Source organism: Leclercia adecarboxylata (genome assembly GCF_006874705.1).
In the GTDB taxonomy this organism is placed as follows: domain Bacteria; phylum Pseudomonadota; class Gammaproteobacteria; order Enterobacterales; family Enterobacteriaceae; genus Enterobacter; species Enterobacter adecarboxylatus_C.
Window position 1 is genome coordinate 1,761,167 of the sequence record NZ_CP035382.1, and the last position, 22,120, is coordinate 1,783,286.

The 22,120-nt window shown below is 57.8% G+C and carries 20 protein-coding genes; 12 read left to right on the forward strand and 8 right to left on the reverse strand.

Annotation, left to right across the window (positions count from 1 at the left end; translation table 11 throughout):
* Positions 1-91: 91 nt before the first annotated feature.
* A complete protein-coding gene (gene cpxP, locus ES815_RS09425) occupies positions 92-592 on the reverse strand; it encodes a cell-envelope stress modulator CpxP (protein ID WP_142487579.1) in 501 nt (166 codons plus the stop codon).
* A gap of 150 nt (positions 593-742) precedes the next feature.
* Between cpxP and cpxR the strand changes: the two genes are divergently transcribed.
* Both cpxR and cpxA read left to right on the forward strand, forming a co-directional pair.
* Positions 743-1,441, forward strand: coding sequence for an envelope stress response regulator transcription factor CpxR (cpxR, locus tag ES815_RS09430; RefSeq protein WP_106995771.1), 699 nt, complete (start codon positions 743-745; stop codon positions 1,439-1,441).
* A complete protein-coding gene (cpxA, locus tag ES815_RS09435; RefSeq protein WP_142487580.1) occupies positions 1,438-2,811 on the forward strand; it encodes an envelope stress sensor histidine kinase CpxA in 1,374 nt (457 codons plus the stop codon). The genes cpxR and cpxA overlap by 4 nt, the downstream gene beginning before the upstream one ends.
* Positions 2,812-2,846: 35 nt before the next feature.
* On the opposite strand, the gene yiiM is transcribed toward cpxA, so the two are convergent.
* Complete coding sequence (yiiM, locus tag ES815_RS09440) at positions 2,847-3,521, reverse strand: 6-hydroxyaminopurine reductase (RefSeq protein ID WP_142487581.1); 675 nt, start codon at positions 3,519-3,521, stop codon at positions 2,847-2,849.
* 76 nt (positions 3,522-3,597) lie between these two features.
* Positions 3,598-4,218, reverse strand: coding sequence for a superoxide dismutase [Mn] (sodA, locus tag ES815_RS09445; protein WP_032615319.1), 621 nt, complete (start codon positions 4,216-4,218; stop codon positions 3,598-3,600).
* Positions 4,219-4,505: 287 nt separating this feature from the next.
* On the opposite strand from sodA, the gene rhaT reads away from it, so the two are divergent.
* Positions 4,506-5,540 (forward strand): L-rhamnose/proton symporter RhaT, encoded by a 1,035-nt coding sequence (gene rhaT / locus ES815_RS09450; RefSeq protein WP_142487582.1) that lies wholly within the window; start codon positions 4,506-4,508, stop codon positions 5,538-5,540.
* On the opposite strand, the gene rhaR is transcribed toward rhaT, so the two are convergent.
* Positions 5,541-6,389 (reverse strand): HTH-type transcriptional activator RhaR, encoded by an 849-nt coding sequence (gene rhaR, locus ES815_RS09455; protein ID WP_142487583.1) that lies wholly within the window; start codon positions 6,387-6,389, stop codon positions 5,541-5,543. It abuts the gene before it with no gap.
* A gap of 72 nt (positions 6,390-6,461) precedes the next feature.
* Entirely contained in the window at positions 6,462-7,298 is an 837-nt protein-coding gene (rhaS, locus tag ES815_RS09460; protein WP_142487584.1) for an HTH-type transcriptional activator RhaS, read from the reverse strand.
* A 301-nt stretch (positions 7,299-7,599) separates the two neighbouring features.
* Here rhaS (ES815_RS09460) and rhaB point away from each other — a divergent pair, with 301 nt between their 5' ends.
* The 9 genes from rhaB (at position 7,600) to rhaM (ending at position 17,417) form a co-directional block, all read left to right on the forward strand.
* Positions 7,600-9,069: a rhamnulokinase gene (gene rhaB, locus ES815_RS09465; protein ID WP_142487585.1), complete on the forward strand. Its 1,470-nt coding sequence runs from the start codon at positions 7,600-7,602 to the stop codon at positions 9,067-9,069.
* Positions 9,066-10,325, forward strand: a complete 1,260-nt coding sequence (rhaA, locus tag ES815_RS09470) for an L-rhamnose isomerase (RefSeq protein ID WP_142487586.1) — start codon at positions 9,066-9,068, stop codon at positions 10,323-10,325. The genes rhaB and rhaA overlap by 4 nt, the downstream gene beginning before the upstream one ends.
* 95 nt (positions 10,326-10,420) lie before the next feature.
* Entirely contained in the window at positions 10,421-11,251 is an 831-nt protein-coding gene (rhaD, locus tag ES815_RS09475) for a rhamnulose-1-phosphate aldolase (RefSeq protein WP_142487587.1), read from the forward strand.
* An 85-nt stretch (positions 11,252-11,336) separates the two neighbouring features.
* The gene (gene rhaS / locus ES815_RS09480; protein WP_032615332.1) at positions 11,337-12,323 is read left to right on the forward strand and encodes a rhamnose ABC transporter substrate-binding protein; all 987 of its coding nucleotides are present in this window, start codon (positions 11,337-11,339) and stop codon (positions 12,321-12,323) included.
* Positions 12,324-12,378: 55 nt separating this feature from the next.
* Entirely contained in the window at positions 12,379-13,881 is a 1,503-nt protein-coding gene (locus ES815_RS09485) for a sugar ABC transporter ATP-binding protein (RefSeq protein ID WP_142487588.1), read from the forward strand.
* A complete protein-coding gene (locus ES815_RS09490; RefSeq protein WP_142487589.1) occupies positions 13,881-14,885 on the forward strand; it encodes an ABC transporter permease in 1,005 nt (334 codons plus the stop codon). The genes ES815_RS09485 and ES815_RS09490 overlap by 1 nt, the downstream gene beginning before the upstream one ends.
* Positions 14,882-15,886, forward strand: coding sequence for an ABC transporter permease (locus ES815_RS09495; RefSeq protein WP_142487590.1), 1,005 nt, complete (start codon positions 14,882-14,884; stop codon positions 15,884-15,886). The genes ES815_RS09490 and ES815_RS09495 overlap by 4 nt, the downstream gene beginning before the upstream one ends.
* Before the next feature lie 71 nt (positions 15,887-15,957).
* Complete coding sequence (gene fucO, locus ES815_RS09500) at positions 15,958-17,106, forward strand: lactaldehyde reductase (RefSeq protein WP_142487591.1); 1,149 nt, start codon at positions 15,958-15,960, stop codon at positions 17,104-17,106.
* Positions 17,103-17,417 carry an L-rhamnose mutarotase gene (gene rhaM / locus ES815_RS09505; protein ID WP_142487592.1) on the forward strand — a complete coding sequence of 105 codons (315 nt, stop codon included), beginning with the start codon at positions 17,103-17,105 and terminating at the stop codon, positions 17,415-17,417. Before fucO ends, rhaM begins: the two co-directional genes overlap by 4 nt.
* A gap of 37 nt (positions 17,418-17,454) precedes the next feature.
* On the opposite strand, the gene ES815_RS09510 is transcribed toward rhaM, so the two are convergent.
* The 3 genes from ES815_RS09510 to ES815_RS09520 form a co-directional block, all read right to left on the reverse strand.
* Positions 17,455-18,393 carry an Abi family protein gene (locus tag ES815_RS09510; protein WP_185902395.1) on the reverse strand — a complete coding sequence of 313 codons (939 nt, stop codon included), beginning with the start codon at positions 18,391-18,393 and terminating at the stop codon, positions 17,455-17,457.
* Between the two features lie 220 nt (positions 18,394-18,613).
* Positions 18,614-19,879: an MFS transporter gene (locus tag ES815_RS09515; RefSeq protein ID WP_142487594.1), complete on the reverse strand. Its 1,266-nt coding sequence runs from the start codon at positions 19,877-19,879 to the stop codon at positions 18,614-18,616.
* 44 nt (positions 19,880-19,923) lie between these two features.
* Positions 19,924-22,047 carry an alpha-galactosidase gene (locus ES815_RS09520; RefSeq protein ID WP_142487595.1) on the reverse strand — a complete coding sequence of 708 codons (2,124 nt, stop codon included), beginning with the start codon at positions 22,045-22,047 and terminating at the stop codon, positions 19,924-19,926.
* Positions 22,048-22,120 lie beyond the last annotated feature (73 nt).

The window sequence follows — 22,120 nt, forward strand, 5'->3', positions numbered from 1 at the left end:
AACGGTTACTACGTTTGAATGACGGGCAAAAAAAACCCCCTCATCATGAGGGGGAAGACAGGGATGGTGTCTATGGCAAGGAAAACAGGGTCTACTGGTTACTACGGGTATTGCTACTAAAAAGCGTCGATTCAGCGTTCTTTTGCATCCGTGCAACCTCACGCAACTGATCCATACGTTGCTGGTGTTTCTGGTTCAAAACCGCTTGCTGCTCGGGCGTTAGCAGGTGGAACATCTGGTTGCGGACTTTAGCCATTTCGACCTGTCGGGCAACCTGCTCCTGCGCCATTTTGTCTGCCTGAGCGCGCACAGCGTTTTCGTCAAAATTTTCTGCGGTGACAAGGCGATGCATTGTCTCCATTTCGCTAACATTAACAGGGGGCTGGTCATGTCGAGCCCGCTGCATCAGATCTCGCATCTGTTGACGCTGATGTTCGGTTAAACTTATGCCGTCGAACATATGGCCCTGGCCACTCTGCTGCGCGATGCCCTCTGCTGAAGGACGGTTATCGCCGGTGATGACTCCAGCAGCCTGGCTAAATGCACTAAACGCCAGCGTTGAGGCCATGACGGCAGCGGTAACTTTGCGCATCACTTACTCCCAAAATCTTTCGTGTCGCGATTCAACGAGAACCAGTCTACGATTCAGGCTGCAAACATGCGTCAGGGGGTGTAAAACAACGTAAAGTCATGGATTAGAGAGCCTTGATGACGTAATTTCTGCCTCGGAGGTATTTAAACAATGAATAAAATCCTGTTAGTTGATGATGACCGAGAGCTGACATCCCTTTTAAAGGAGTTGCTCGACATGGAAGGCTTTGACGTGTCGGTGGCCCATGACGGGGAGCAGGCGCTGAGTCAACTCGACGATAGCATCGACTTGCTTTTGCTCGACGTCATGATGCCGAAGAAGAACGGTATCGACACCCTTAAAGAGCTGCGCCAGACTCACCAGACCCCTGTAATTATGCTGACCGCGCGCGGCAGCGAACTCGATCGCGTGCTGGGCCTTGAGCTGGGTGCCGATGACTATCTGCCTAAGCCGTTTAACGACCGGGAGCTGGTGGCACGTATTCGGGCGATCCTGCGTCGTTCGCACTGGAGCGAGCAGCAGCAGAACACCGACAACGGTTCGCCAACCCTTGAAGTGGACTCCCTGAGCCTCAACCCGGGCCGCCAGGAGGCCAGTTTCGACGGCCAGGCGCTGGAGCTGACCGGCACCGAATTCACCCTGCTTTATCTGCTGGCGCAGCATCTGGGCCAGGTGGTATCGCGTGAACATCTGAGCCAGGAAGTGCTGGGTAAGCGCCTGACCCCGTTCGACCGTGCCATTGATATGCACATCTCCAACCTGCGCCGCAAATTACCGGAGCGCAAGGATGGTCACCCGTGGTTTAAAACCCTGCGCGGACGCGGCTATCTGATGGTGTCCGCTTCATGATAGGCAGCTTAACCGCCCGCATCTTCGCCATCTTCTGGCTGACGCTGGCACTGGTGTTAATGCTGGTTTTGATGTTACCCAAACTCGACTCACGCCAGATGACGGAGCTCCTCGACAGCGAGCAACGTCAGGGTGTGATGATCGAGCAGCACGTAGAAGCAGAGCTGGCCATCGATCCGCCCAATGATTTGATGTGGTGGCGCAGGCTGTTTCGCGCTATCGAAAAATGGGCGCCGCCGGGGCAACGCCTGCTGCTGGTCACCAGCGAAGGCCGCGTAATCGGTGCCGATCGCAATGAAATGCAGATCATCCGCAACTTCATTGGCCAGGCGGATAACGCCGATCATCCGCAAAAGAAAAAATATGGTCGGGTAGAGATGGTGGGGCCATTCTCCGTCAATGACGGGGAAGATAATTACCAGCTCTATCTGATTCGTCCGGCGAGCAACTCCCAGTCCGACTTTATCAACCTGCTGTTTGACCGCCCGCTGCTGCTCTTAATTGTCACTATGCTGGTGAGTTCACCGCTGCTGCTGTGGCTGGCGTGGAGCCTGGCGAAACCGGCGCGTAAGTTGAAAAACGCCGCGGATGAAGTGGCGCAGGGTAACCTGCGGCAGCACCCGGAACTGGAAGCCGGGCCGCAGGAGTTCCTGGCGGCGGGTGCCAGCTTCAACCAGATGGTGACGGCGCTGGAGCGGATGATGACCACACAGCAGCGTCTGCTCTCTGATATCTCCCACGAACTGCGCACTCCGCTGACGCGTCTGCAACTGGGCACCGCCCTGCTGCGCCGCCGCGGCGGAGAGAGCAAAGAGCTGGAGCGTATCGAAACGGAAGCGCATCGTCTGGACAGCATGATCAATGACCTGCTGGTGATGTCACGCAATCAGCAGAAAAACGCGCTGGTGAGCGAAACGGTGAAAGCTAACCACCTGTGGCATGAGGTGCTGGATAACGCGGCATTCGAAGCCGAGCAGATGGGGAAATCCTTCACGGTTAACTTCCCACCGGGGCCATGGCCGCTGTACGGTAACCCCAATACGCTGGAAAGCGCGCTGGAAAATATTGTACGTAACGCCCTGCGCTACTCGCATACCAAAATCGAGGTGGCGTTCTCGGTGGATAAAGACGGTATCACCATCAACGTCGATGACGATGGTCCTGGCGTGAGCCCGGAAGATCGCGAGCAGATTTTCCGTCCGTTCTATCGTACCGATGAGGCACGCGACAGGGAATCTGGCGGTACCGGGCTGGGCCTGGCGATTGTCGAAACCGCCATTCAGCAGCACCGCGGCTGGGTGAAAGCCGACGACAGCCCGCTGGGCGGATTACGGTTAACGCTCTGGTTGCCGTTGTACAAACGATCGTAGCTATTGTGCCGGGTGGCGGCTTTGCCTTACCCGGCCTACCTTCCCCATAATCTCCGGGAATTATCCTCGATCTTGTTGCTAATTCGCCGCTTCTGCATGGTTCTTGTCCAGCTGGTCGATAGCCCCGCCGCCGATAACAACCGGCGGTACTGGTCATCGTCAAAGGGCATGTGCCAGGCGATGGCGCAGGCGTCATGCACCGACACATCGCTCAGGCGGGAGACCAACGTCAGCGGCGCATCAGCCGAAACCTGCCCTGCCAGCACCACGCGATAGAGCCAGCCGGTTTTCGCTGCGTTCTGTAACTGCGTGGCCATGTCGTTAATGCCAAAATGGAAGTTGAGTTTGAAGCACGGGGAGCGCGGCTGGGTCACCTGGATCAGGGCGTCGCCCCAGCGAAAGATATCCCCGATAAAGACGTTCTTCTCCGTCAGCCCCTCAGTGGAGAGGTTTTCGCCGAACGCCGGCGCGACAAAAAGCCCGGCCTGGGCAGGATATTCGCTCGCCCAGTGCTGATAATGCTCGCGCGGATAGTGGCACAGCGCCCGATCCGGCCCGCCGTGGATTTTCTTCTCTGCCTGCTCATCTCCCGTCAGACCCAGCTCGGTTAACGTCAGTTCCCCGTCAACCTGCAGTTTGGCAATTGCGCTCGGGCGGCTACCGTCATAGTCCCTTATTTTTCCGGTGAATACATTAACGGGATAGTTCATCGCGGCTCCTTGTGCAGATTGTGGGTATAAAAAAAGCGAGTCATCAGACTCGCTTCTCACAGGCGGCTTTGCAACCTTATTTTTTAGCGGCGAAACGTGCTGCTGCTTCGTCCCAGTTCACCACGTCCCAGAAGGCTTTGATGTAGTCCGGGCGACGGTTCTGGAATTTCAGGTAGTAAGCGTGTTCCCACACGTCCAGGCCCACGATTGGGAAGCCAGACGCGCCAGAAATTGCTTCGCCCATCAGCGGGGAATCCTGGTTCGCGGTAGAAACCACAGCCAGTTTGTCGCCTTTCAGTACCAGCCACGCCCAGCCAGAGCCGAAACGGGTCGCAGCGGCTTTTTCAAACTCAGCTTTGAAGTTATCAACGGAGCCGAAGTCGCGCTCGATAGCGGCTTTCAGGTCACCCTGCAGGGTGGTGCCGGTTTTCAGGCCTTTCCAGAAGAAGCTGTGGTTAGCATGGCCGCCAGCGTTGTTACGCAGTACGGTTTTCTTGTCAGCTGGCAGTTGATCCAGTTTGGTGATCAGCTCTTCAGCAGGCAGGCTGGCGAACTCTGGCAGGCTTTCCAGCGCCGCGTTGGCGTTGTTAACGTAAGTCTGGTGGTGTTTGGTGTGATGGATCTCCATCGTCTGCTTGTCGAAATGCGGCTCAAGGGCGTCGTAAGCGTACGGCAGGGATGGCAGGGTATAGCTCATAATCATCTCCATTATAGTCGGGCGGCAAACGTGTTAATGCCGCGTAAGCAGTTGGTTCATTATAGTTAATTAAATGATATTGAAAATGTTTATCAATGCCGTAGTTTTAATAAGGTTATTCAGTTTTGATAAATAACGAATTTGTGAGTCTGCTCACGCGGTTAACGCGTTGATTGCCATTCAAAACGAAGGTGCGGCAACCTACCGAAGGTACCCAAACCGCCTAATTTTTACACTCATCAAGTCGGCGGGAAGCTACTGACTATAAAAACGATGAGGATGTAAAAATGAATCATGTGATTACGATGGGTATTTTCTGGCATTTGATAGGCGCGGCCAGTGCAGCCTGTTTCTATGCCCCGTTTAAAAAGGTTAAAGGCTGGTCATGGGAAACCATGTGGTCCGTTGGCGGTACCGTGTCATGGCTGATTTTACCCTGGACCATTAGCGCCATGCTGCTCCCGGATTTCTGGGGTTACTTCTCTTCCTTCAGCGCCTCCACCCTGCTGCCGGTGTTTCTGTTTGGCGCCATGTGGGGCATCGGCAACATCAACTACGGCCTGACCATGCGCTACCTTGGCATGTCGATGGGTATCGGCATTGCGATCGGCATTACGCTGATCGTCGGCACCCTGATGACGCCGATCCTCAACGGCAATTTCGACGTGCTGATCAACACCGAAGGCGGCCGCATGACGCTGTTGGGGGTGCTGGTGGCGGTGATCGGCGTGGGTATTGTCACCCGCGCAGGTCAGTTGAAAGAGCGCAAAATGGGTATCAAGGCAGAGGACTTCAACCTGAAGAAAGGCCTGGTGCTGGCGGTCATGTGCGGCATCTTCTCAGCGGGGATGTCGTTTGCGATGAACGCCGCCAAACCGATGCATGAAGCCGCAGCCGCGCTGGGGGTCGATCCGCTGTACGTCGCTCTGCCAAGCTACGTGGTGATCATGGGCGGCGGCGCGCTGGTTAACCTCGGCTTCTGCTTTATTCGTCTGGCCAAAGTGAAGGATCTGTCGGTAAAAGCGGATTTCTCACTGGCAAAATCGCTGATCGTCACCAACGTGCTGCTCTCGGCGCTCGGCGGCCTGATGTGGTATCTGCAGTTCTTCTTCTACGCCTGGGGCCATGCCAGCATTCCGGCGCAGTATGACTACATGAGCTGGATGCTGCACATGAGCTTCTACGTGCTCTGCGGCGGGCTGGTGGGCTTGATCCTGAAGGAGTGGAACAACGCCGGGCGTCGTCCGGTGGGCGTGCTGAGCCTGGGCTGCGTGGTGATTATTATCGCGGCCAACATTGTCGGCCTTGGCATGGCAAACTGATTACGCGGCCTTTCGACTGCGATGACGCCATTGTACCGGCGTCATCGCTACCTCCCGGTTAAACACCACCGAAAAATAATTACTGTCCTCAAAGCCACAGCGCATCGCCACTTCGCTGACCATCAGCTCCGTATGCTGCAGCAGATACTGGGCGTGGCAGATGCGCAGCTGGCGCAAATAGTGGTTGACCGTCATCCCGGTCTGAGAGCGGAACTGCTGGCGCAGGGCGCGCTCGCTGCACTGCTCCTGTTCACAAAACTTCTCCAGCACGAAGCTTTTGTTCAGGCTGCCCGCCAGGGTGGTGATCAGCTTATCGAGCAGGGCTTCCTGGGCAGTGGCTGAGGGGTTATCGGTGGCGTAACGATGGCGATTGAGGGTCATTACCAGTTGGGCGAAGAGCAGCTCCGCCATCTGGTTAGCAGCAGGATCGCTTTTCTGGCTCTCCTGCTCCAGCTGGGAGATCACCTGGCGCACCTGGGTCATGCCGTTGCTGCTTAAGCGCCAGTGCGGCGTACTCTTTGCTTCATTAAAACGGGGGATATTGGCGGCCCAGTCGACGTTGAGTTTCAGCCTTTCCGGGCAGTAAATGACGTTCTGCAACACCAGGTCGTTCACTGAGGCGTAGGAGTGTTTATCTTCGGCGCGGATGTAGAACAGATCCCCGCGGGTAATGCGGTAGGGCCGATCGTTGAGAACGTGCAAACCGTTGCCGCGCCAGACCAGTACCAGTTCACAGAACTCATGGGTGTGCTCAGCAAAGACGTTTTGCGGATAGCGATCCGCCACCGCGACGGCCTGGCCTGCGGAGGTAAAAAAATCATCTTTACGGAGAATTAACTGAGCAACCACACCATCACCTCAACGGCCAATAACCTGACATTATTAGCCTTTTTGCGGTGAAAAACGGTGACTGCCTTCGCGTTACTGAAGTGAAGCGTCCTTGCCGTGGCGAATGTCACGCGGCGACCAGTTAAACTCGCGGCGAAAAAGCGTCGAAAAGTGGTTACTGTCGCCGAAACCGCAGCGATAGGCGATATCCGTCACGCTTTCGTCGGTATGGCGCAGCAGGTGACGGGCTTTAATTAAACGCAGCCGGTTGAGATAGCGCTGGGGCGTCAGGCCGGTGTGCTGCTTAAGCTGGCGATGCAGGGTGCGCAGCGACAGGGAAAAATCATCCGCCAGCGTTTCCCAGCAGACATCCTCAGCAAAGTGATCTTCCAGCCAGGCCATCAGCTGGTTTAACCGCGCGTCGTTATTGTCCAGCCCTTCCACCAGGCTACTGCGGCGCAGCAGCACCAGTAGCTGCATAAACAACAGCTCCCGGGTGGCAATGGCGTGCGTTTCCTGACCCTCTTCGCTCTTCTCCATCTGGCTTACCAGCTGGCGCACCTGCTGGAGCGTGGATTGATTCACCCGCCAGTGTGACGGATAGTGCCCGTCCTTTTCCTGCGGCAGCAGCTGGTTCAGCCCGGAGAGAAACTGGAACGCGTCCGGGGAGCGGTAGAGCACATTGGTCAGGCACAGGTTGTCGGTATGTTCATACAGGTGCCTGTCATGGTCGCGCACAAAGCACACCGTGCCGCCGCTGATGGTGTACGGCTGGCCGTTAAACACGTGAATGCCCGTACCGTGCTCAACGATAACAATCTCATGAAAATCATGATGATGTTCTGGAAACGCTGCCTGAGGGAGCCGTGGCTCAATCGCGACAGGCGAACCTCCCGCAGGAAAAAAATCCACGCTGTGTAGTACGGTCATAACGGCCCCCACCAATGAGAAATGTTCTCAAAATAGTAATTAAGGCTCTCCGGACTCACCTTAAATTTTCGGCAGCAAACCTCGCAAAAGCTGTCTGTTTTTCAAGAAACAGGCGGAAAGATCAGGAAATGCGGTAACCATCACATTGCCCACAAACCCCGCCATTACTGGAAACTGTGAACTTCCTCACGTTCATCTTTGCTTTCTTGCCAGCCGCAGATTTCGTCTGTCAGTGGCGAGAAGGTGGCTTTTTCTTCCCTTTCTTACACTCATCGCCAATGACTTAAAGAAGGACCCGACCATGACTTTTCGCCATTGTGTGGCAGTCGATTTAGGCGCATCCAGCGGCCGCGTCATGCTGGCCACCTGGGACTGTAACCAGCGCACGCTTTCGCTTCGTGAAATGCACCGTTTTGCTAACTGCCTGCAAAAGCAGGATGGCTTCGATACCTGGGATATTGACGCTCTGGAGACGGAGATCCGTACCGGCCTGGCCAACGTCTGCAATGAAGGCATTCTCATTGACAGCATTGGCATTGATACCTGGGGCGTTGACTACGTGCTGCTTAACCGCCACGGCGAGCGCGTCGGCCTGCCAGTCTCCTATCGTGATAACCGTACCGATGGCGTGATGGCGCATGCTATTGCCCAGCTTGGCAAAGAGACCATTTACGGGCGCAGCGGCATCCAGTTCCTGCCCTTTAACACGCTGTACCAGCTGCGCGCGCTGGTTGAGCAACAGCCGGACCTGGCCGCCAGCGTGGCGCACGCGCTGCTGATCCCGGACTATTTCAGCTATCGCCTGACCGGCAACATGAACTGGGAATATACCAACGCGACCACCACCCAACTGGTTAATATCAACTCGGATAACTGGGATGAAAAGCTGCTGAACTGGACCGGCGCCTCGCCCGCCTGGTTTGGCACACCAACCCATCCGGGTAATGTGATCGGTCAGTGGCTTTGCCCGCAGGGCAATCACATTCCGGTGGTCGCGGTGGCAAGCCACGATACTGCCAGCGCGGTCATCGCCTCTCCGCTTGCCAGTAAAGACGCCGCCTATCTCTCCTCCGGCACCTGGTCGCTGATGGGCTTTGAGAGCAAGACTCCGTACACCAGCGATGCGGCAATGGCGGCGAACATCACCAATGAAGGCGGCGCCGAAGGCCGCTACCGGGTGCTGAAAAACATCATGGGCCTGTGGCTGCTGCAGCGGGTGCTGAAAGAGCAAAACATTACCGACCTGCCTGCGCTGATCGCCGAGACCGAAAAGCTGACGGCCTGCACGTTCCTGATCAACCCAAACGACGACCGCTTTATCAATCCGGCGCACATGAGCGCTGAGATCCAGGCCGCCTGCTTCGAGGCCGGACACCCGGTTCCTTCCCGCCCGGCCGAACTGGCGCGCTGCATTTTCGACAGCCTTGCCCTGCTGTATGCCGACATTCTGCACGAACTGGCTGACCTGCGCGGTAAGCCGTTCAGCCAGCTGCATATCGTCGGGGGCGGTTGCCAGAACCAGCTGCTCAACCAGCTTTGTGCCGATGCCTGCGGTATTACCGTAGTGGCGGGCCCGGTCGAGGCTTCTACCCTCGGCAATATCGGCATTCAGCTGATGACCCTGGACGAGCTGACCAGCGTGGACGATTTCCGTTCGGTGGTATCGGCGAATTACGGCCTGACCACCTTCACACCCAATCCCTGCCATGAAATTGCCCGCTACCGGGCGCAGTTTCAGCAAAAACGACTGACTAAGGAGCTTTGCGCATGACCACTCAACTTGAACAAGCCTGGGAACTGGCTAAACAGCGTTTCGCCGCCGTGGGCGTGGATGTCGAGGAGGCTCTGCGTCAGCTCGACCGTCTGCCCGTCTCTATGCACTGCTGGCAGGGCGATGACGTCGCCGGTTTTGAGAATCCGGGCGGCGCGCTGACCGGCGGTATTCAGGCCACCGGTAACTATCCGGGCAAGGCGCGTAACGCCGCCGAACTGCGGGCAGATCTGGAGCTGGCCCTGAGCCTGATCCCGGGGCCAAAACGCCTGAACCTGCACGCCATCTATCTGGAGTCCGACACGCCGGTCGATCGCAATGCCATCAAGCCGGAACATTTTAAGAATTGGGTCGAGTGGGCCAAAGCCAAAAAGCTGGGACTCGATTTTAACCCCTCCTGCTTCTCGCATCCCCTGAGCGCCGACGGCTTTACCCTCGCCCATGCCGATGACGAGATCCGTCAGTTCTGGATCGACCACGTGAAGGCCAGCCGTCGCGTGTCGGCGTACTTTGGCGAGCAGCTGGGCACCCCGTCGGTGATGAACATCTGGATCCCGGACGGGATGAAAGACATTACCGTTGACCGCCTCGCCCCGCGTCAGCGCCTGCTGGCCGCGCTGGATGAAGCGATCAGCGAAAAGCTGGACCCGGCGCACCACATCGACGCCGTGGAGAGCAAGCTGTTCGGCATTGGCGCCGAGAGCTACACCGTGGGTTCCAACGAGTTCTACATGGGCTACGCCACCAGCCGTCAGACCGCGCTGTGCCTGGATGCGGGACACTTCCATCCCACCGAAGTGATCTCCGACAAAATTTCCGCCGCGATGCTGTATGTGCCGCACCTGCTGCTGCACGTCAGCCGTCCGGTGCGCTGGGACAGCGACCACGTGGTGCTGCTGGATGACGAAACCCAGGCCATCGCCAGCGAGATCGTCCGCCATGACCTGTTTGACCGGGTGCATATCGGCCTCGACTTCTTCGATGCCTCCATCAACCGCATTGCGGCCTGGGTTATCGGCACCCGCAACATGAAGAAAGCCCTGCTGCGCGCCCTGCTGGAGCCGACCTCCGAGCTGCGCGCGCTGGAAGCCGCAGGGGATTACACCGCACGTCTGGCACTGCTGGAGGAGCAAAAATCACTGCCGTGGCAGGCGGTATGGGAAATGTACTGCCAGCGCAACGACGCCCCGGCGGGCAGCCAGTGGCTGGATACCGTGCGGGCGTATGAGCAGGACGTATTAGCTAATCGTAAGTAAAGACATTGCCCGGCGGCGCTTCGCTTGCCGGGCCTACGGGTAAAAGTAGGCCGGGTCAGCGCAGCGCCACCCGGCATTTTCAAAGGAAACACAGAATGCAGACCATCACCCAATCCTGGTTCGTTCAGGGCATGATCAAAGCCACCTCCGACGCCTGGCTGAAAGGCTGGGACGAGCGCAACGGCGGCAACCTGACGCTGCGCCTGGATGACGCGGATATTGAACCCTTTGCCGCCGACTTCCATCAGAAGCCGCGCTATATCGCCCTGAGCCAGCCGATGCCGCTGCTCGCCAACACGCCGTTTATCGTCACCGGTTCCGGCAAATTCTTCCGCAACGTGCAGCTCGATCCCACCGCGAATTTAGGGGTGGTAAAAGTGGACAGCGACGGCGCGGGCTACCACATTCTTTGGGGACTGACGGACGAAGCGGTGCCAACCTCTGAGCTGCCGGCCCACTTCCTCTCCCACTGCGAACGTATCAAGGCCACCAGTGGGAAAGATCGCGTGATCATGCACTGCCACGCCACCAACCTGATCGCCCTGACCTTCGTCCTGGAGAACAACACTGACGTTATTACCCGTCAGCTGTGGGAAGGCAGCACCGAGTGCCTGGTGGTATTCCCGGATGGCGTGGGCATTCTGCCGTGGATGGTGCCGGGTACCGACGAGATCGGCGCAGCCACGGCGATTGAGATGCAAAAACACTCTCTGGTGCTGTGGCCGTTCCACGGCGTGTTCGGCAGCGGCCCGACGCTCGATGAAACCTTTGGTCTGATCGACACCGCCGAGAAGTCTGCCGAAGTGTTGGTAAAAGTGTATTCGATGGGTGGCATGAAGCAGACCATCACCCGGGAAGAACTGATTGCGCTGGGCAAACGCTTTGGCGTTAACCCTGTGCAGTCGGCGTTAGATCTGTACAAATAAGAACATCGCGCCCCGCTCACTGAGACGGGGCGAAGCTACACCTGCAATCCCTACACAAATCACCTCATTAAGTGGAGTAAAAGCAATGAAAATAAAGACAAGCTTGATCCTCACCGTTGCCGCCCTGGCGTTGTCCGGTTCTGCTTTAGCTGAAGTGAAAATCGCCCTGGTGGCGAAATCCTTAGGTAACGGCTTCTTTGAAGCGGCAAACGTGGGTGCCCAGGAGGCAGCCAAAGAGTTAGGTGATGTCAAAGTGATCTATACCGGGCCGACCACCACCACCGCCGAAGCGCAGATCGAAGTGCTGAACGGGTTGATCGCCCAGGGTGTGGATGCGATCGCTATCTCCGCTAACGATCCCGATGCCGTGGTGCCGGTGCTGAAAAAAGCGATGCAGCGCGGGATTAAAGTGGTGTCATGGGACTCCGGCGTGGCGAAAGCCGGGCGCCAGATCCACCTCAACCCTTCCAATAACGCGCTGATTGGCGAGACGAACGTCAAGCTGGCGGCCGAAGCGCTGAAAGCGCTGAACGTGGAGAAAGGCGACGTGGCGGTGCTGAGCGCCACCCCAACCTCCACCAACCAGAACACCTGGATTGCCGAGATGAAAAAGGTGCTGCCGCAGTACCCGTCCGTCAATCTGGTGACCGTGGCCTATGGCGACGATCTGTCGGATAAGAGCTACCGCGAAGCGGTCGGCCTGCTGAAAACCTACCCGGATCTGAAAGTGATCGTCTCTCCGTCGTCGGTCGGCATCGTGGCGGCGGCGCAGGCGGTGAAAGATCAGGGCAAGATCGGCAAAGTGTACGTCACCGGTCTGGGCCTGCCGTCTGAGATGGCGGGCGCGGTGAAATCCGGTGCCAGCAAGAGCTTCGCCATCTGGAACCCGATCGACCTTGGGTATGCCGCCACTTACTTAGCGGATGACCTGGTGAAAGGCACGGCGACCAAAGAAGAAGCCAGCATGGGCAAACTGGGCAAAGTGAAGCTGGATGCCGACGGCAGCGGCGCGATGGCTGAGCCGTTTGTTTACGATGCCAGCAACATTGATAAGTTCTCGAAAATCTTCTGATTCCTTCTCCCTCTCCCCTCTCCCGAGGGGAGAGGAGATCAAATGGAGAACTATCATGACCCCATTGCTTCAACTTAAAGGCATCACCAAGGTTTTCCCCGGTGTGCGCGCCCTTGAGAACGTGCAGCTTGAACTCTGGCCCGGCAAAGTCACCGCCCTGATCGGTGAAAACGGCGCGGGTAAATCGACGCTGGTCAAAGTGATGACCGGCATCTACCAGCCCGACGAGGGCGAGATCCTCTACAAAGCCATTCCTATCCACCTGCCGACGCCCGATTCGGCGCACAAGGTAGGCATTACCGCAATTCACCAGGAGACCGTGCTGTTCGATGAGCTGTCGGTCACCGAAAATATTTTTGTCGGTCAGTACCTCTATAAAGGCATTTTCAAAAAACTCGACTGGCCGGAGATGCACCGCCGGGCGCAGGCGATCCTCACCCGTCTGGAGGTGCAGATCGACCCACGCGCGACGCTGAAAACCCTGAGCATCGCCCAGCGGCATATGGTGGCGATTGCCCGGGCGCTGTCGTTTGACGCCCAGGTGGTGATCCTCGATGAACCCACCGCCGCCCTGTCGCAGCATGAAATTCTTGAGTTCTATCAGATCGTCGAACGCCTGAAACAGGAGGGGAAAGCGATCCTGTTTATCTCGCACAAGTTCGACGAGATTTTTGAGCTGGCGGATCACTACACCATCCTGCGCGACGGCGTGTTTGTTGGTGCTGGAGCCATCAACGACATCACCGAAGAGCGGATGGTGGCGATGATGGTCGGCCGCGCCATTACCCAGACCTTCCCGAAAGTGGCGTGCGAAAAAGGCGACACCGTGCTGGAGGTGAAAAATCTCTGCCATCCCACCGAGTTCGCGAATATCTCCTTTAGCCTGCGCAAAGGCGAGATCCTCGGCTTCTATGGGCTGGTGGGGGCCGGGCGTACCGAGCTGATGCAGGCGCTCTCCGGCGTCTCGCGTCCCTCCTCCGGCAGCATCGTGCTGAACGGTAAAGAACAGCATTTCCGCCAGCCGGCGGACGCCATCCGGGCCGGGATTGTCTGCGTGCCGGAAGAGCGCCAGAAGCAGGGGGCGATTATCGAGCTGTCGATTGCGCAGAACATCAGTCTGCCGCAGCTCAGCAAGCTCAACGCCAGCGGGGTGCTGAATGACGATCGCGAGTGGCAGCTGGCGGATGAATATGCCAAACGCCTGCAGGTGAAAGCCTTTAGCTGGAAACAGGCGGTGGAAACGCTCTCCGGCGGCAACCAGCAGAAAGTGGTGATCGGCAAATGGCTGGCGACCCAACCGGACGTCATTATCCTCGATGAGCCGACCAAAGGGATCGATATCGGCTCCAAAGCGGCAGTGCATCAGTTTATGTCTGAGCTGGTTGGTCAGGGCCTGGCGGTGATCATGGTCTCCTCCGAACTGCCGGAAGTGATGGGCATGGCCGACCGCATTATCGTCATGCATGAAGGATTAATGGTGGCGGAATATCAGGCGGGAGGCGCGACGGCCGAAACCATCGTCAGCGCCGCCAGCGGTGCCAGACAGGAGGCCGCATAATGGTGCAACAGCTGCTTAAACACCGCGAGGCGCTGCTGGCGGCGGTGATCGTGCTGATGGCGATCGCCATCGGCACCCGCGTCCCGTCGTTTATCGCCCCGGGCAACCTGGTGGAGATGTTTAACGACACCTCCATTCTGATCATTCTCGCTCTCGGGCAGATGATGGTGCTGCTCACCAGAGGCATCGACCTGTCGATGGCGGCCAACCTGGCGCTGACCGGGATGATTGTCGCCCTGATTAACTTTAACTATCCCGGGGTACCGGTCTGGGCGCTGCTGATCCTGGCCACCGCGCTGGGCCTGGTGATGGGCCTCATAAACGGCCTGCTGGTATGGAAGATGGGCATTCCGGCGATTGTGGTGACGCTGGGCACCATGAGCATCTATCGCGGGATTATCTTTCTGCTCTCCGGCGGCGGCTGGGTTAACTCCAACCAGATGGGTGCCGACTTCCTCGGCCTGCCGCGGGCGTCGGTGCTGGGCTTACCGGTGCTGAGCTGGTGCGCCATTGCCGCCCTGCTGTTGGTGGGCTACTTCCTGCGCTACAGCCGCACCGGGCGGGCGCTCTACACCGCAGGCGGTAACGCGACGGCGGCGTACTACACCGGGATCAACGCGGGCAAAATGCAGTTCGTCAGCTTCTGCCTCTCCGGGGCACTGGCCGGGTTCTGCGGCTATCTGTGGATCTCCCGCTTTGCGGTGGCCTATGTCGATGTGGCGAACGGCTTTGAGCTGCAGGTGGTGGCGGCCTGCGTCATCGGCGGCATCAGCACCATGGGCGGCACCGGCCGGGTGCTGGGTTGCCTGTGCGGAGCGCTGTTCCTCGGAGTGATCAACAATGCCCTGCCGGTGATCGGCGTGTCGCCGTTCTGGCAGATGGCGATCTCCGGGACGGTGATCGTGATTGCGGTACTGCTCAATGAGCGCGGCAACAAACGCAAAGGACGGCTGATCCTGCGTGATGCGGCGCTGGCACGTCAGAAACAGGCGGTAAGATCATGAGTAAAGTAATGACGTCTGAAGAGATTAAAAATACCCCCGCCCCGGCAGGCATTTTCCAGCGCCTGCTGTGCTGGGAAGGCTTTCTGCTGGCGGTCACCCTGGCGGTGTTCGTGGTTAACGCCCTGGCCTCCCCCTATTTCCTCGATATCTGGAACCTGTCCGACGCCACGTTCAACTTCACCGAAAAAGCGATCATCGTGCTGCCGATGGCGATGCTGATTATTGCCCGTGAAATTGACCTGTCGGTGGCCTCCACCATCGCCCTGAGTTCCACGGTGATGGGCTTTTGCGCGGCGGCCGGGCTGGATACCCCGTGGCTGGTCTGCGTCGGCCTGGGGGTTGGCCTGCTGTGCGGGCTGTTCAACGGCCTGCTGGTGACCCGCTTTAACCTGTCGTCGATTGTCATCACCATCGGCACCATGAGCCTCTATCGCGGCATCACCTACATTCTGCTGGGCGACCAGGCCCTGAACGCGTACCCGGAGAGCTTCGCCTGGTTTGGTCAGGGGTATGTCTGGGGGGCGCTGTCGTTTGAGTTCACGCTGTTTATCGTGCTGGCGGCCGTGTTTGCCTTCGTGCTGCACAAGACCAACTTCGGGCGCCGCACCTATGCCATCGGCAATAACCCGACCGGGGCCTGGTATTCCGGCATCAACGTCAAGCGTCACAACCTGATCCTATTTGCCCTTGTGGGGCTGATGGCCGGGCTGGCCTCGGTGCTGCTCACCTCGCGTCTGGGCAGTACCCGCCCGACCATTGCGATGGGCTGGGAGCTGGCGGTGGTGACCATGGCAGTGCTCGGCGGGGTCAATATTCTCGGCGGTTCCGGCAGCATGGTGGGCGTGATTATCGCCGCCTTCCTGATGGGGTTGGTCACCTTCGGCCTGAGCCTGCTCAACGTGCCGGGCATCGTAATGTCGGTGATCATCGGCGCGATGCTGATTGTGGTGATCTCCCTGCCGATCATCACCCGCCGGATTATGCAGCGAAGACGGATCTAAATGCCGGGAGGCGCTGCGTGCAAGCGCAGCGCCGCCGGGCATAAAAATCACCGTAATTAAGGAGAATTATCATGAGCTTTATGTTGGCGCTGCCGAAAATCAGCCTGCACGGCGCAGGCGCAATCGGCGATATGGTTAAGCTGGTGGCAAACAAACAGTGGGGCACCGCGTTGATCGTCACTGACGGTCAGCTGGTGAAAATGGGCCTGCTCGACAGCCTGTTTACCGCCCTCGACGCGCAGCAGATGTCTTATCACCTGTTCGACGCGGTCTTCCCGAACCCGACCGAAGAACTGGTGCAGCAGGGCTATGCCGCGTATCAGGACGCGCACTGTGATTACATCATTGCCTTCGGCGGCGGCAGCCCGATCGATACCGCGAAAGCGATTAAGATTCTCACCGCTAACCCGGGTCCGTCTACCGCCTATTCCGGCGTCGGCAAGGTGATCAACGCTGGCGTGCCGCTGGTGGCCATCAATACCACCGCAGGCACGGCGGCAGAGATGACCAGCAATGCGGTGATCATCGACTCCACGCGTCAGGTGAAAGAGGTGATTATCGACCCGAACATCATTCCGGATATCGCCGTGGATGACGCCAGCGTGATGCTCGACATTCCGGCTTCCGTCACCGCCGCCACCGGAATGGATGCCCTGACCCACGCCATCGAAGCCTATGTCTCCGTCGGCGCCCATCCGCTGACCGACGCCAATGCGCTGGAGGCCATTCGCCTGATCGCCCACTGGCTGCCGGAAGCGGTGGACAACGGCCACAATATTGTCGCGCGCGAGCAGATGGCCTTCGGCCAGTATCTGGCCGGCATGGCCTTTAACAGCGCCGGGCTCGGGCTGGTGCACGCTTTGGCCCACCAGCCGGGGGCCACGCACAACCTGCCGCACGGTGTATGCAACGCCATCCTGCTGCCGATCATCGAGAACTTTAACCGCCCGAACGCCGTGGAACGCTTTGCCCGCGTGGCGCAGGCGATGGGCGTCGATACCCGTGACATGAGCGACGAAGCGGCCAGCATGGCGGCTATCAACGCTATCCGTGCCCTGAGCACCCGCGTCGGGATCCCGTCCGGCTTCAGCAAGCTCGGCGTCACCAAAGCCGATATCGAAGGCTGGCTCGACAAAGCCCTCGCCGACCCGTGCGCCCCCTGCAACCCGCGCAGCGCCAGCCGCGACGAAGTGCGCGAACTCTATCTGGAGGCATTATGATCCGCAAAGCCTTTGTAATGCAGGTGAACCCTGATGCACACGAGGAGTATGAGCGTCGCCACAACCCGATCTGGCCCGAGCTGGAAGCGGTGCTGAAAGACCACGGCGCGCACCACTACGCCATTTATCTGGATAAGACCCGCAACCTGCTGTTTGCCACGGTGGAGATTGAATCGGAAGAGCGCTGGAACGCGGTAGCGAACACCGATGTCTGCCAGCGCTGGTGGAAATATATGGGGGAAGTGATGCCGTCTAACCCGGACAACAGCCCGGTGAGTACCGGGCTGAAAGAGGTGTTTTATTTAGCATAATCATAAGGCAGGTGATGCAAGTAAGTGTCACCTGCTTTTAGCGCACCGTTCTTAGGCCATACACCGTCGCATCATGCTCCCATATAATGGTTTCATTTCTCTCTTTCGCATCGCGGCAGGGTTGTTCAATGACTGAAATCTGCTCGGGTGATAACGCACAATAGGGTTTGGTATAGCGAAAAATATCCAGCTCCTCTACTGAACAAACCCGTCTGGCATTTTCAAACAGCCCCACCTTTTTCATCACATTAAGTAAATTGATATCAAGGGCTTCGATGACAAGTTCGATCTTATTTATCTTGACCCTAATCGTATCGATAGCTGTTCTTGCATCGTTAACATTAGACGCTTTGGCCCAGATAGGTTCATGATGGGAGATACGGTTTCTGTACTCTCTCAGTTCAAAGATGATATCAATCAGCTCTTTTCTGACCCTTTGCGGATTCGCGTTGATTTTTGCGTAATTCTTAAAGACCTTACTTAAGGATTTAGGCCACAAGTACAGCGGGTTGTCTCGCGGCGCGGGGGCACTGTACTCATTATTTAATACATAATGCCAGGTACTAAAATCCGTTGCGGCAATAATCTGATCGTGAGTCCAGTCCGGCACAGAGCGGGCCTGTGCATGTACGCCCCGCCTGCGTCTCATCTCTTTTTTACGCCATTCACGAACGAGGCAATCTTTAGCCTTTTCAAGATTTTTATGGAAATGACATTGTTCTCTGCCTTTTGTGCTGTGAATTCTTTCCCACCACATTTCGCCAAATCTTGCCCTTGCTTCTCTGTCAACGGCGTTCCTTAACGAAATCTCAAGGTTTTGGAGTAACGGATAAATAGACGCTGCTGCATGCTGGGACCAGATGTATATTCCATAAAGCTCACACTCATCAGCGGGACGAAAAGTCGTGCGATAACTATCAAGGCGTATTGACGAGATCAATGAAATAATCGGTTTATAATGAGTAGCTTGCGGCATTTCTTCTTGCTCCCATAACAATGGGTCGAAGCATACCATATACTCGTAGAAGGGTTGACGAATAAACCATCAACCTTTAGTATCTGCTCCCAGCAGCCTGTACTGTCTACTTCCCCTTTTATAGGTTCTAGTTGCGTACATCATAGGCAAAGCGATTTATGAAACCCACCTCTGGTGGGTTTCGTCGTTTTCGCGGGCCTCAACCTGGTTCAGCGTCTTTTTAGTTCACCTCCGCCGTATTACCGCGCGCCGCGATCTCCTGCCTGCTGCTCAGCGTAAAGGCCGACAACACCGTTACCGCCAGCACAAAACAGCCCAGCATCAGGTAGGTATCCTGGAAGCCGATCCGGTCATACATATTCCCGGCAAAGGCGGAGAGGAAAATCGCCGCCAGCTGTTTGGCAAAGTTGAAACCAATCAGATAGATGGTAGCGGACAGTCGGGTATCGAACACGCCGGTGATGTACTTGAACGCGCCCACCAGCAGGAACGGCACCTCCAGCGCGTGCAGCATCTTCAGGGCCACCACTTCCACGGCGGTGGTCGCAAATGACGAACCAATAATGCGCGTCGCCATAATCACCCCGGCGATCAGCAGCGTATTTTTCGCGCCAATGCGATTAATGATCCACGGCGAGCAGAACATGATGATGGCGTTGCAGATCTCCCCGGCGGTGGTGGCAAAACCAAACGCCCGCGTCCCCTCCTCCGGCGTGGCGAAGAAGGTTTTAAAGAAGGTGGCGAACTGCTGATCGAAGACGTCATACACGCAGGCCACGCCAATCACGTACAAAATGAACATCCACATTTTGCGCTGGCGGAACAGGTTAATCACGGTTCTGGCGGTGATCTGCGGCTGGTTAGCACCGAGGGCGTTCATCACCTGCGCGGTCTGGTTAGGCTTAGGTTTTGCCACCACCAACAGCACCATCAGCACCAGCGCCGCCGCGGAACCCATCCAGAACACATACGAGGGGTCAATCCCGAACAGGATCCCGCCCGTCGAGGCACACAGCCCCCACCCGAGACAGCCAAACATCCGCGCCTTGCCGTATTCAAAGAAGCTGTTGCGACTCACGCGCTCAATGTAGGCCTCAATCGCGCCCGCTCCCGCCGAGAAGACGAAGCCGATATAGACCCCTCCGCTCAGGGCCCCGAGCCAGATGTTGGTCTTCAGCAGCGGAGCGAAGACGTAGAGGAAAAAGGGTGCGAAGAGAAACAGCAGGACCGCGATGATCCACAGCAGGTGTTTTTTCAGCCCCAGCTTATCCGACACGACTCCCAGCACCGGCTGGAACGAGATGGCAAACAGCGAGATGCAGGAGAAGACGATCCCGGTATCGGTTTTATTCAGGCCGATGATATCCGACAGCCAGATCGGCAGGAACGGAAAGCAGGTGGCCATGATGAAGAAGTAGAGAAAGAAGAACGACCCGAAGATCCAGAAGTTCGGGTTGTCTTTGTGGGTACAGGCAGTCGTGTTCATTATTTTTATCCTCAACTCAGGGCCGGTTGCCCGGCCCATTGCCCTTATACGCGTTCAACGCCAATCAGGATGGCGGTTTCCGGATCCAGAACCGGCAGGGCAAGCCCCGCCTGCATCAACCATTCGCCGCTCACCGTTTGCGGGGATTCCATCCACGCCGGCAGCTTGCGCATGGTGTGCCCCCCTTCGCCGGTCAGGCGGATGTTGGGGTGGTCGAGCAGCGTGATACGGTACTGGGCGTTAGCCGCCAGCCCCGGCATGCGCAGCGGCATCATCAGGGTGTAATCCGGCATCGCCAACTGGCTGACAATAAACAGCCCCTGGCCCTGATCCTGACTCACTATCCCCTGCGCCAGCGTGGTGCTGTCGGGCATATCCACCCGCCACTGGGTGCCGTGGTGGATCACCTCCCGCCACTGCTTATGCAGGGCCGCATAGTGCCGATAGCCTTCGCGCTCCTGCTCATCCACGGCGAGCGGATCCAGCTCCAGCCCCATATGGCCGAACAGCGCCGTCAGGCCCCGGAAGGCGATGCTGTGCTGGCGGAAAGTGGCATGGCATTTATGATGACCGATATGCGCCCCCATCACCTCCGGCGGGAAGAAGTAGCTCATGCCACGCTGGATAGTATTACGTTCCAGCGCGTCGTTGTTATCCGAAGCCCAGAAACGATGGCAGCGGGTCAGGACCTCATAGTCGATACGCCCGCCGCCGGAGGAGCAGGATTCAAACTCCACGTGCGGGAAGCGCTCGCCCAGGGTGTCCAGCAGACGGTAGAACTGGCGGGTCTGGGCGTCGGCAGCGGCCCTGCCGTTATGGCCCGGCTGCACCAGCTCGCGGTTCATGTCCCACTTCACATAGTCCACCTGGTGCTCACCCAGCAGCCAGCTCATGCGCTCCAGCAGGTAGTTGAACGCGGCAGGAATGTTGAGGTTCAGCACCCACTGGTGGCGACCGGTGGCCTGTGCATAGCCTGGCAGAGCCAGCACCCAGTCCGGGTGAGCGCGATACAGATCGGAGTCCGGGTTGATCATCTCTGGCTCGACCCAGATACCAAACTCCATCCCGAGGCTTTTGACATGGTCGATCACCGGCGTTAAGCCATTGGGGTATTTCTGCTCGTCGAGATACCAGTCTCCCAGCGCAGCATGGTCGTCGTTGCGTCCTTTAAACCAGCCATCGTCAATGATAAAGCGCTCCACCCCCAGCGAGGCCGCTTCGTCTGCCATCCGCATGATGTACTCAGGATCGTGGTTAAAGTAGATCCCCTCCCAGGTGTTGAGATGCACCGGACGCGGTTTGTTCTCCGGGAAACGAATAATGTTGTCGCGCAGATAGCGGTGGAACTGCTGGCTCATGCCGTTCAGCCCCTGAGCGGAGCAGCTGGCGTAGAGCCGCGGCGTCCACAGGGTTTCACCCTCCTCAATCGCCTTTTCACCCGGCAGGTACAGCGCTTCAGCCTGCAGATAACGACGGCCATCGGTTTTGGCCTCCGCGCGCAGGCGATGGTTGCCGCTCCAGCCCAGATGCACGCCCCAGACGTCGCCGTGCATTTCGCTGAAGCCCGGCGTGCCGCTAATCAGGGCCGGGAAATGCTCGTGGGAGCTGCGCCCGCGGCGGTTTTCAATCACGAAGCTGTCATGCTCCAGCAGCAGGCGATGCGGCTGAAATTCGCGGATCCAGCGGCCATGAAACGCCATCACCTCGCGGGCACGTTCCGCCAGCGGCAGGGTGACGGCCAGGCGCTCAACCTGCCACGGCTGGCTTTTGAGATTGGTCAGGCCATGACGAACCGCCAGCACGCCGCTGTCATCGAGGGCGATCTCGCTGGTCAGACGCAGGCCGGCGGTGTCATCTTCGGCGGTAAGGGTCAGGGTTTGTCCCTGCTGCGCGACCGCAACGGTACGGAACAGCGGCGAACCATCCAGCCCCTGACGGTGGCCTTCAATGCCCGGCGCGCCGAACAGGCCGTGGGCAAGTTCCGCCATCAGCGTCACCGGCGAGTCAACGTCCAGTCTGCCGTTGGCGATCGGGCGGGAAAGCGTGGCCGCATCCTGCGGTGAAAAATGGCGAAGGTGCGGCCCCCAGTAAAGAATTTCGGCGAACGGATGGGTTTTGATCACCACATCGACCGTTTCGCTCGCGAGTCGTAAAACTGCCTCTTGCATCGGACATCTCCTGTCATCGGGATATCCTGAGTGTTGATCCGAAACGTTTCGGATACAAACCAAAACGTTTCGG